The sequence below is a fragment of the Rhodoferax sp. genome (assembly GCF_023701345.1).
GTDB lineage: Bacteria > Pseudomonadota > Gammaproteobacteria > Burkholderiales > Burkholderiaceae_C > Rhodoferax.
Window position 1 is genome coordinate 1 of sequence record NZ_JAMPXE010000121.1, and the last position, 9,770, is coordinate 9,770.

At 60.2% G+C, this 9,770-nt stretch carries 10 protein-coding genes and 2 pseudogenes; 6 read left to right on the plus strand and 6 right to left on the minus strand.

Annotation, left to right across the window (positions count from 1 at the left end):
- The 5 genes from hscA to NDI87_RS14155 all read right to left on the minus strand — a co-directional run.
- The coding region (hscA, locus tag NDI87_RS14135; protein WP_296276005.1) for a Fe-S protein assembly chaperone HscA at nucleotides 1-1,763 on the minus strand (1,763 nt) is incomplete at its 3' end.
- 134 nt (nucleotides 1,764-1,897) lie between these two features.
- Nucleotides 1,898-2,221, minus strand: a complete 324-nt coding sequence (iscA, locus tag NDI87_RS14140; protein ID WP_296276007.1) for an iron-sulfur cluster assembly protein IscA — start codon at nucleotides 2,219-2,221, stop codon at nucleotides 1,898-1,900.
- A 15-nt stretch (nucleotides 2,222-2,236) separates the two neighbouring features.
- Nucleotides 2,237-2,584 carry an iron-sulfur cluster insertion protein ErpA gene (erpA, locus tag NDI87_RS14145; protein WP_366028957.1) on the minus strand — a complete coding sequence of 116 codons (348 nt, stop codon included), beginning with the start codon at nucleotides 2,582-2,584 and terminating at the stop codon, nucleotides 2,237-2,239.
- A gap of 77 nt (nucleotides 2,585-2,661) precedes the next feature.
- Nucleotides 2,662-3,096 carry a Fe-S cluster assembly scaffold IscU gene (gene iscU / locus NDI87_RS14150; protein WP_296276009.1) on the minus strand — a complete coding sequence of 145 codons (435 nt, stop codon included), beginning with the start codon at nucleotides 3,094-3,096 and terminating at the stop codon, nucleotides 2,662-2,664.
- Nucleotides 3,097-3,136: 40 nt separating this feature from the next.
- Complete coding sequence (locus NDI87_RS14155; protein ID WP_296276010.1) at nucleotides 3,137-4,381, minus strand: IscS subfamily cysteine desulfurase; 1,245 nt, start codon at nucleotides 4,379-4,381, stop codon at nucleotides 3,137-3,139.
- A 270-nt stretch (nucleotides 4,382-4,651) separates the two neighbouring features.
- On the opposite strand from NDI87_RS14155, the gene nifA reads away from it, so the two are divergent.
- Nucleotides 4,652-6,340, plus strand: coding sequence for a nif-specific transcriptional activator NifA (gene nifA, locus NDI87_RS14160; protein ID WP_296276011.1), 1,689 nt, complete (start codon nucleotides 4,652-4,654; stop codon nucleotides 6,338-6,340).
- An 83-nt stretch (nucleotides 6,341-6,423) separates the two neighbouring features.
- Nucleotides 6,424-6,909 carry a hypothetical protein gene (locus tag NDI87_RS14165; RefSeq protein ID WP_296276012.1) on the plus strand — a complete coding sequence of 162 codons (486 nt, stop codon included), beginning with the start codon at nucleotides 6,424-6,426 and terminating at the stop codon, nucleotides 6,907-6,909.
- A 94-nt stretch (nucleotides 6,910-7,003) separates the two neighbouring features.
- Here NDI87_RS14165 and NDI87_RS14170 read toward each other — a convergent pair.
- A pseudogene (locus NDI87_RS14170) lies at nucleotides 7,004-7,117 on the minus strand (IS110 family transposase); the annotation flags it as partial.
- A 156-nt stretch (nucleotides 7,118-7,273) separates the two neighbouring features.
- Between NDI87_RS14170 and NDI87_RS14175 the strand changes: the two are divergent.
- From NDI87_RS14175 to NDI87_RS14190, 4 genes and pseudogenes are all read left to right on the plus strand, one after another.
- Nucleotides 7,274-7,615, plus strand: coding sequence for a TfoX/Sxy family protein (locus tag NDI87_RS14175; protein WP_296276013.1), 342 nt, complete (start codon nucleotides 7,274-7,276; stop codon nucleotides 7,613-7,615).
- A gap of 10 nt (nucleotides 7,616-7,625) precedes the next feature.
- On the plus strand, nucleotides 7,626-8,096 hold the full coding sequence (locus NDI87_RS14180; RefSeq protein WP_296276015.1) for a hypothetical protein: 471 nt from the start codon (nucleotides 7,626-7,628) through the stop codon (nucleotides 8,094-8,096).
- A gap of 96 nt (nucleotides 8,097-8,192) precedes the next feature.
- Nucleotides 8,193-9,047 (plus strand): NHL repeat-containing protein, encoded by an 855-nt coding sequence (locus tag NDI87_RS14185; RefSeq protein ID WP_296276016.1) that lies wholly within the window; start codon nucleotides 8,193-8,195, stop codon nucleotides 9,045-9,047.
- 463 nt (nucleotides 9,048-9,510) lie between these two features.
- Nucleotides 9,511-9,770: pseudogene (locus tag NDI87_RS14190) on the plus strand (nitrogenase cofactor biosynthesis protein NifB); the annotation flags it as partial.

Here is a 9,770-nt window from a genome sequence, read left to right on the forward strand (position 1 = left end):
AATTCGTCCAGCGGCGCCTCGGTTTCCAGCATGTCGCCCACTTTGAACATGGCCTGACGGATGGCGCTGATCTCTGCCGCTGACAGCAGCGCGGCATCTGCGACCATGGCGGTTTCTGTGGCGTCGAGCATGCGCCGGGCGTCCACCTGCGCTTCACGCAGCGAGCGCAGCAGCAGGTCGTCTTTGGAGGCGCCGATGGCGTCTTGCAGCATGGCCGAAATTTGCGTGTCGGCCAGGCCATAGGTGGGCTTGACCTCGATGTGGGCCTCAATGCCGCTGACTTGTTCACGCGCCGTGACCGACAGCAGGCCGTCGGCATCGATCTGAAAACTCACGCGAATGTGCACCGACCCGGCCACTGCTGGCGGAATGCCGCGCAGCTCAAAGCGCGCCAGCGAGCGGCAGTGGGCGACGCTTTCGCGTTCGCCCTGCACCACATGCAGCGACATGGCGGTTTGCCCGTCCTTGAAGGTGGTGAATTCCTGGGCGCGGGCGATGGGCAAGGTGGAGTTGCGCGGGATGATTTTTTCAACCAATCCGCCCATGGTTTCTATGCCCAGCGACAGCGGGCACACGTCCAGCAGCAGCCATTCATCACCGCCGCTGTTGCCCGCCAACACATTGGCCTGCAAGGCGGCACCGATGGCCACCACCTGGTCGGGGTCGATGTCGACCAGCGGCTCGCGGTCAAAAAACTGGCGCACCGCCTCGCGTGCAATGGGCATGCGGGTGGAGCCGCCCACCAGCACCACGCCGGTGATGTCGTCAATGGTCAGCAGGGCGTCGCGCAGTGCGCGCCGGGTGGCGTGCATGGTGCGGGTGATCAGGGGCGCGCCGAGTTCGGCAAACTGGGCGCGTGACAGGATGGCTTGTTGCGTAGAGCCATCGGCGGCGGCCAGCGCCAGGGCCGCGGTGTCATGCTGCGACAGGGCTTCCTTGGCCGTGCGCGCTGCCGCCAGCAGGCTGCGCTGGGCACCCGGCGACAAGGCGGACAGGCCGTTTATGCCGTGCTGGGTGCAAAACCACCCGGCAATCGCGTGGTCAAAGTCGTCACCACCCAGGGCCGAGTCGCCGCCGGTGGCCAGCACCTCGAACACGCCTTTGGTCAAACGCAGGATGGAGATGTCAAAGGTGCCTCCGCCCAGGTCGTAAATGGCAAACGTGCCTTCGGCGGCCTTGTCCAGACCATAGGCGATGGCGGCCGCGGTGGGTTCATTAAGCAGGCGCAGCACCGTCAGCCCGGCCAGGCGTGCCGCGTCCTTGGTGGCCTGGCGTTGGGCATCGTCGAAGTAGGCGGGCACGGTGATCACCACGCCAGCCAGCGGGCCGCCCAGTGCACATTCGGCGCGCTCGCGCAACGCGGTCAAAATTTCGGCCGACACCTGCACCGGTGAGCGCTCACCGCACACCGTGCTGATACCCACCATGCCGGGGCCGTCGGTGAAGCGGTAGGGCAGGCCGGCCGCCTCTTTCAGGTCGCTCAGGCTGCGGCCCATGAAACGCTTCACCGACACAATCGTGTTCTCGGGATCTTCGGCCTGGCTGTCCTGTGCCTCGCGCCCCACCACAATGCCGTTGCCCGGCAGATAACGCACCACGGACGGCAGCAGCAGGGCGCCGTTTTCGTCAGGCAATGACCGCGCCACGGCGCTTTGCACGGTGGCAATCAGCGAGTTGGTGGTGCCCAGGTCAATGCCCGCCGCCAGCCGGTGCTGGTGTGGTGCGGCGCTTTGGCCGGGTTCGGAAATCTGGAGTAAGGCCATTGGGAAGTCTCAGGTCGTAGCGAGCAGGTAAATACCAGGAACACCGCGGGACTGGCTTTGCCAGACCGCTGGTGTTGCCCCCTTGAGGGGGGAGGCGGCTACGCGAAGCGAGCAAGCAACGGGGGGGAGCCTATTCATACGGCAAAACTCTCGCCGCAGCCGCAATTGGCCTTGGCGTTGGGGTTGTTGAACTTGAAGCCCTCGTTCAGGCCTTCACGCACAAAGTCAAGCTCGGTGCCAGCCAGCATGCCCAGGCTGCGCGGGTCAACAATGACCTTCACGCCATGGGTTTCAAAACAGGCGTCGTCGGGGTTGGAGGCATCGACAAATTCGAGCGCGTAGGCAAAACCGTTGCAGCCACTGGTCTTGACGGCCAGGCGCAGGCCGATGCCGCTGCCCCGTTTGGCGATGGATTTTTCAACGTGGCGCGCAGCGGCAGCAGTCAGGGATACAGACATGGCATCACCTTTTCGTTAAACCGAGAACGAGCTGCCGCAGCCGCAGGTGGTCTGGGCATTGGGGTTGTGGATGACAAAGCGCGAGCCTTCCAGACCGTCTTCAAAGTCGACGCGGGCCCCCAGCACATACTGCAGGCTCATGGCATCGACGACCAAGGCGACACCTTCGGTTATGGTCAGCGTGTCGTCCTCGGCAATGGCATCGTCAAAGGCAAAACCGTAGGAAAAGCCCGAACAACCGCCACCCGTGACATACAGCCGGAGTTTGAGTTCCGGGTTGCCTTCTTCAACGATCAAATCCGCCACCTTGGCGGCCGCCTGTGGCGTGAATTCGAGCATGTTGGGCATCAGCTCTGGTGCCATGTCGGTTGAACTTGTCAATGCAGCTTCCATGATGATTCCTTGGTTGGGTGTGTGATCGGGGCAATGAACGGGGCGAATCAGCGTGTGGCGGAGGCGCAGGCGATCTGTTCGGACACCAGCGTGGCGGCACCGGTGGGGTGGCGCGAGCGGAAGTCGGCCACGGCGGCCTTGATGGCATCTTCAGCCAGGATCGAGCAATGGATCTTGACCGGTGGCAAGGCCAGCTCCTCGGAAATGTCCGCGTTCTTGATGGCCAGGGCCTCATCGAGTGTGCGTCCGCGCACCCATTCGGTGACCAGTGAGCTGGACGCAATGGCCGAGCCGCAACCATAGGTTTTGAACTTGGCATCTTCGATCACGCCCTGCGCGTTAACGCGGATCTGCAGCCGCATCACATCACCGCAGGCGGGCGCACCCACCATGCCGGTGCCCACACTGTCATCGCCCGCCTCGAAGGCGCCGACGTTGCGTGGGTTTTCGTAGTGGTCGACGACCTTTTCGCTGTATGCCATAAAAATTCTCCGGTTAGCGGATGGAAAAAAGGGAATAGCTTCAGTGTTCAGACCACTGGATCGAATTGAGGTCAATGCCGGCTTGCACCATGTCCCACAGCGGGCTCATGGCGCGTAATTTGGTGACCACCTGGGTGACTTGCGCAATGGTGAAATCGATGTCTTGCTCGGTGGTGAAGCGGCCAAGCGAAAAGCGCACCGAGCTGTGCGCCAGCTCGTCGCTGCGGCCCATGGCGCGCAGCACATAGCTGGGCTCCAGGCTGGCCGAGGTGCAGGCCGAGCCCGACGACACGGCCACACCCTTGATGCCCATCAGCAGCGACTCACCTTCGACGTAGTTGAAACTGGCGTTGAGGTAGTGCACGGCCCGGTGTTCTTCGTCGCCGTTCAGCACCACCGCGTCCATCTTCAGGAAACCGGCCCAGAGCCGCTCGCGCAGCGCACCGATACGTGCGTTGTCAGCGGCCATCTGTTCGCGCGCCAGCCAGAAGGCCTCGCCCATGCCCACAATCTGGTGCGTGGGCAGGGTGCCCGAGCGCATGCCGCGCTCATGACCGCCGCCGTGCATCTGGGCTTCAAGACGCACGCGGGGTTTGCGCCGCACATACAAGGCGCCCACACCCTTGGGTCCGTACATCTTGTGGGCCGACAGCGACATCATGTCGATCGGCAACACCGCCAGATCAATCGCCACCTTGCCCGCCGCCTGTGCGGCATCCACATGAAACAGCACCTTCCTGGTGCAGCAAATGGCCCCCAATGCGGCCACATCCTGAATGACACCGGTTTCGTTGTTGACCATCATGACCGAGGCCAGCAGCGTGTCGGGGCGCAGGGCGGCTTCAAACACGGCCGGGTCCAGCAGACCGCTGGGCAACACGGGCAGCACCGTGACCTCAAAGCCCTCACGCTCCAGCTCGCGCATGCTGTCCAGCACCGCCTTGTGCTCGGTCGCCACCGTCACCAGGTGTTTGCCCTTGCCTTGGTAAAAATGTGCGGCACCTTTGATGGCCAGGTTATTCGATTCGGTGGCGCCCGAGGTCCAGGCAATTTCGCGCGGGTCGGCGTTGATCAGGGCGCAGACCTGCTCGCGGGCCAGCTCCACCGCCTCATCGGCGGCCCATCCAAAAGCGTGCGAGCGGCTGGCCGGGTTGCCGAAAAGATCCGTCAGGTACGGGATCATTTTTCTGGCCACACGGGGGTCTACCGGCGTGGTGGCCGCGTAGTCAAGGTAGACCGGCTGAACGGCACGGGCAGTGGCCTTGTTGCGGCTGATGTCTGGCATGGCAGGCTCCTGAAAAATGGTGGACACCTGCTGTTCTGCAATTTCAATGCCATGCCTGTTTCGGGCAAATCAGTGACTGCAAATGCGTTGATTGTTGTTTTTGTCTGTGGGTCTGGCCGCAGCTTGTCGCTGTCTTGTCTCGTTTGTCGGAAAAACTGACCGTTGGAATGGGCGCAAAAAAAGGGGCTGAAACGCTGGAGGTACGTTTCTTGCATGGAGCCTCGTCGTGGCGAATGTGTTGGCATTCAGTCACGTTAACCGGAGATCCACATGGTGAATACACAGGCAATTGAATCCCGGCGTGAACTCAACGCAATTTACGAAGTCAGCAAAACGCTGGCCACGTCGCTGGACGTGGCCAAGACGTTTCGTGAGGCCTTGAACCATCTGGTGCATGCCTTCGACTGGCGGCGTGCCTTTGTGGTGCTGTCCGAGCCGGATGCTTACCTGCGCGGCTTGTGCGCCGTGGGATTGACCCGCGACGAGCAGCAGCGCTTGCAGTTTCGGACCGGTGAGGGCATTGTGGGCCGTGTCTTTGCCAACGGCATACAGGTCATCGTCCCCGATGTGCGCGCTGAGCCGCTGTTTCTCAACCGCACCGGCGGGGCGGACCAGAGCCCGGGCGTTGCGGTGGCCATGCTGGTCACGCCGATTCATGCCGATCGCCGTGTCGTCGGTGTACTGGCCATCGACTGCCTCAATCCTGACGAACGCCGGAGCTTCTCGTACGACTTGCAGCTTCTCAAAATGGTAGCCACCCTGATGGGGCAGGCACTCTTGCTGCACCGCAGTGTGAGTGCTGCGCACGACACCATGCAGGACGAGGTGCGGCGCATGGGCAAGGTGCTCAAGCCCAACCAGCAGATCGACCAGGTCGTGGGCATTTCCAGACCCATGCAGGAAGTTTTTGACCAGGTGCACCAGGTGGCACCGGCGCGCACCACGGTGCTGCTGCGTGGCGAAAGCGGCACCGGCAAAGAGGTGATCGCACGCGCCATCCACAACCTGTCGCCACGCAAGCGCGAAGCGTTTGTGCGTGTCAATTGCGCCGCGCTGACCGAGTCGCTGCTTGAGAGCGAATTGTTCGGTCACGAAAAAGGTTCTTTCACCGGCGCCCAGGGCCAGCGCAAGGGGCGGTTCGAGCTGTCGCACGGCGGCACGCTGTTTCTGGACGAAATTGGCGACATCTCGGCCTCGTTCCAGGCCAAGCTGCTGCGCGTGTTGCAAGAGCGCGAGTTTGAGCGTGTGGGCGGCTCCGCCGTGGTCAAGGTCGATGTGCGGCTGATCCTGGCGACCAATCGCAATCTGGAGCGCATGGTGCAGGCGGGCGAGTTCCGCGCCGACCTCTACTACCGTATCAACGTGGTCAGCATCCAGCTACCGCCGCTGCGCGAACGGCGCGACGACATACCGGCCATGGCGCAGCATTTTTTGGACCGCTTCAACCAAGAGAACGGGCGCGCCACCCGCTTCAGCCCTGCCGCCATGCGCGTGCTGACCAGTTGTTACTGGCCCGGCAACGTGCGCGAGCTGGAAAACTGCGTCGAGCGCACGGCCACCATGGCGCACGAGGACGCCATCACCGACCTGGCCTTTCCATGCCGGGAAAACCGCTGCCTGACCCAGGTGCTGCACCACATCGACCGCGAAGACGCCGTTCGCCCCATCCGTCTGGCGGACATCCCCATCGCAGAAGTGGCCATGCCGCCAGCGTCGATTGCGTCAGCACCGGAGGCTGCTGCGCCTGGCGGCGAGCCCGTTGAAACCGCCGTGCCCGCAGACGGTGACGCCTCTGCGCCGCCCGCCGACGGCAAGCCCGAAGGGGAACGTGACCGCCTCATCTGGGCCATGGAGCGCTGCGGCTGGGTGCAGGCCAAGGCCGCCCGCCTGCTCAAGATTTCGCCGCGGCAAATGGGCTATGCCCTGCAAAAGAACGGGATTGAGGTCAGGAAGTTTTGACGCGTGCAGGTGTGTATGAAGTGGACCCGGAATTTGGGACAGTTGTTTAAGTGGGACACTGTCGAAAGAAACGGGTAATCCAAATGAGTGAATCGAAAAAGCGCCACGTCCACCTGCCGGAGTTCAAGGCCAAGGTGGGTTCAGAGGCCCTGAGAAGGATGAAGACCATCAGTCAGATTGCACAGGAATACGCGGTCCATCCGATGCAGGTTGGGCAATGGAAGCGGGAGATCCAGGCCCAGGCCAAAAGTCTGTTTGAAGGCAAACGCGGGCCACAGCCGGTGTCGGCCGAGAGTGCGCCCGAGAGGCTTTACGGTGAAATCGGGCGACTCAAGATGGAGCTCGATTGGCTCAAAAAAAGTCAGGGATCAGCCTGCCATGATCCGCCGCAGCTGGATTGGCATTCATGCCAATCTGACTCAGAAGCGTCAATGCGTGCTGGCCGGCATGTCGCGCACGACGGTCTACGCCAAGCGCAAGCCCGAGGTGTTCAACAGCGACCAAGGCAGCCAATTCACCAGCGATGTATTCACGGACGTTCTGAAACTCAAGCGGCGGCGGTGCGATGATCGTGGACAAATACCGGGGCAGCGCCGTCCAGTTGCGAGGAGTCGAGTGCAACTTAAACTGCCATCAAGTCTGTCCTGACTCAGGGGTCCACTTCAGTTTGGCGCGTGGTACTTCTGGGCGCACCAGTGCGGGTTTGCCTGCCTCATCGACGCCATGCACGGCAAAGACGTTCTTGGCGAGATCAATTCCAACGGTTACGATAACCATGATTTTCCCTCTCAGGTGAGTTGATGAAAAGTTTTGCCTCTCCATCTTGGCACTCAGTTGCCGTAAACCGCAACCCCCACGGGTCGCGGCTCACTTGGGACGGGGAAGTCCCTTTCATTCGTTGGGCCTCATGAAAGCTCACCACTCGAAGGCAATATGACCAAGATCACTTTTAACCCTGATCACAAGGCAGCACTTGATGCCTTCTTGCTGCATTTGCAAGGCGTAACGTCGGGAAAGATGTTCGGATACCCAGCTTACTATGTGCACGGCAAACTTTTTGCGTGCGTTTATCACGATGGGGTTGGTGTCAAAGTGCCTGAAGAAACTGCAAATATTCTTCTTAAAGCACCCCATATAGTTCCGTTTCAACCGATGGGCAAACCAAAGATGCGCGAGTGGATTCAGATTACCCGTGCGTCATCGGCTGATTACAGGCTTGATGAAGATATTTTTGTTTGTGCTGTCCGGTTCGTTGATCCTCTCAAGAACAAATAGGAATTCAATCATGTGGAAAACCGTAGTCGCTGGTCTTGCTGGTGGAATGGCAATGAATCTCGCTATGCTCTTGACTTTTCGGGGTATCGGTTTCGGATGGAATGGCGATGGGATTCTTCTGACATCTTCAATACAGAGCCAAAAACTCATCGCGGTCTGGACTCAACTGGAACCCCTCCCACTCGTCGTCGCTAACCCTGCTCCTATCATTATTGGCATGGTGCTCTTCGGGATTGTGCACGCTTTCATTTATCGCGCCATATCAGCCGTATGGTCTCCCGGCATCTTGCCAAGAGCGTTGCGATTCGCCTGTATCGTGTTTTTAATGGGTTTTGCGTTTTGGGAGTTCTTCACTCCTTTCAACTTATTCGGGGAACCGTTGCCGCTTATTGCTCTTGAACTGTTGTTCTGGGCGATTATTGCTATCTGTGAAGCATTCGCCATTGTCGCCGTTCTTGAATCCAAGACGGGTGCCAATTGAGCAAGATGCCCAACCCATCATTCCACCGGACGTTGCGCGATAAAGCCGCGCAGCGCCGGTGACTTCATCGTTAGCGCTCTATAAACGGAGGACGCCATGCAATGGAAAATACGGTTCGTCACGAGCCTGTACGCTTTAATTCTCGCACTCCAGAGCACGGGAGCTATTGCACAAGCCTCGGGCGCCAACGCGAATAGTGAGCTGGCTAAAGTCAAAGCAGCGCCGGGAATTACTGTGGCCATATGGGCGAAGGAACTTCGAGGTCCACGTGGCTTACTCGTTGACCCGAACGGGAGCATGTGGATCGCTGAAGAGGACGGTGGAGCCGTTACGAAGATTGGCAAAGACGGGCGACGCGAGACGGTGGCAACGGGGATGTACTCTCCGCACGACCTAGAGACCGACTCCGGAGGGAACATCTACGTCGCGGAGACTCCGACGGGACGAGTACTCATTATTTCTCCCGGACGGAAGCCCAGAGCGTATATAGAAGGGCTCAGAAGCCCCGTGGATCTGGCCTTCAATGCGAAAGGCGAATTGCTGGTCTGTGAACTGGTGGGCAATAGGGTCACTGCCTTCTCCTCATCCAAAAAGGGGCGGACTGTGGTTGAGGGGTTTCGACCCCATGGATTGGCTTTCGGTAAGGACGGCACAGTCTACGTTAACGATACCTCGGGCCGCCGGCTCGTTAGAGTCTCGCCGGGCGGCAAGGTGGAACCAATTGCGCTTGACATTGATGGACCCATCGGCATAGCAATCGGTCGGTCAGGCGATCTCTATGTACCCGCACGTGGCGCGGGAAAATTGCTGAGGATCAAGCCGGACGGCACCCGTACCACTGTAGCGGAAGGTCTAACGACCCCCAGAGATCCGGCCTTTGACGCAGCCGGGAATCTTTTTATCGCCGAAACTGATGTCGGGCGCGTCTTGAAATTGTCCGGCGACTTTTAGCATCTCGGTCGCTCAACGTAGAACTTCACCGTACCGGCGAATGGAAACAGCGGGTGTAAAGGAGACCGCGCTAACAGCTGGTTGCAGGACGACGCGCCGCAAGCGGCGCACGCCTGAACCGGGACGTTACCGGGCATTGATCCGGCGGTGAGTTCAGCCCCTGTTCACAGCCCCGGTTGGTCTCTTCTTTGAGTGACGGCTATGGAGCGAAGCGAATGACTCCAACGGGTCTTAAACGCCCCTGGAAACGACCAACCCATCGCCATTCCGACTGCCGCGATTGGCGGCACGCTTATGTCATCTTTGTTGCATCACAGACAGCATCCCGTGAAACACAACAACAAGCCAACGGGTTCCGTGTGCCACATCCGACAAAACAAGGCAAAAAACACTGGTTTTCAGGTGGCACGAATTTAGCTATTAACCCTGCATGCGGCCATGGTCGGTCGCGAAAAGGGTTTCCATGCAAGCAAGTGCAAACACCGGTTCAATGCCAGCGACGACCTATATCGGCATCGGGCAGATCAAATCACTGGGCGCCAAGCTCGACCTGCCTGAAACGGGCGGTGGCTGCGGCACGGTAGGCAGCGAGGGCAAGGCCAGTTGTGGTTCGTCCGATGGCCCGGAGGACATGCCCCAGGCCATCTGGGACAAGGTCAAGGACCACCCCTGTTACTCCGAAGAAGCCCACCACCATTTCGCCCGCATGCATGTGGCGGTGGC

Bases quoted from the DNA above. Each gene is read 5' to 3' on its own strand.
- NDI87_RS14185 (WP_296276016.1), top strand. From the start codon at position 8,193: ATGCAATGGAAAATACGGTTCGTCACGAGCCTGTACGCTTTAATTCTC.
- NDI87_RS14180 (WP_296276015.1), top strand. From the start codon at position 7,626: ATGTGGAAAACCGTAGTCGCTGGTCTTGCTGGTGGAATGGCAATGAAT.
- erpA (WP_366028957.1), bottom strand. From the start codon at position 2,584: ATGGCACCAGAGCTGATGCCCAACATGCTCGAATTCACGCCACAGGCG.
- nifA (WP_296276011.1), top strand. From the start codon at position 4,652: ATGGTGAATACACAGGCAATTGAATCCCGGCGTGAACTCAACGCAATT.
- NDI87_RS14155 (WP_296276010.1), bottom strand. From the start codon at position 4,381: ATGCCAGACATCAGCCGCAACAAGGCCACTGCCCGTGCCGTTCAGCCG.
- NDI87_RS14175 (WP_296276013.1), top strand. From the start codon at position 7,274: ATGACCAAGATCACTTTTAACCCTGATCACAAGGCAGCACTTGATGCC.
- NDI87_RS14165 (WP_296276012.1), top strand. From the start codon at position 6,424: ATGAGTGAATCGAAAAAGCGCCACGTCCACCTGCCGGAGTTCAAGGCC.
- iscA (WP_296276007.1), bottom strand. From the start codon at position 2,221: ATGTCTGTATCCCTGACTGCTGCCGCTGCGCGCCACGTTGAAAAATCC.
- iscU (WP_296276009.1), bottom strand. From the start codon at position 3,096: ATGGCATACAGCGAAAAGGTCGTCGACCACTACGAAAACCCACGCAAC.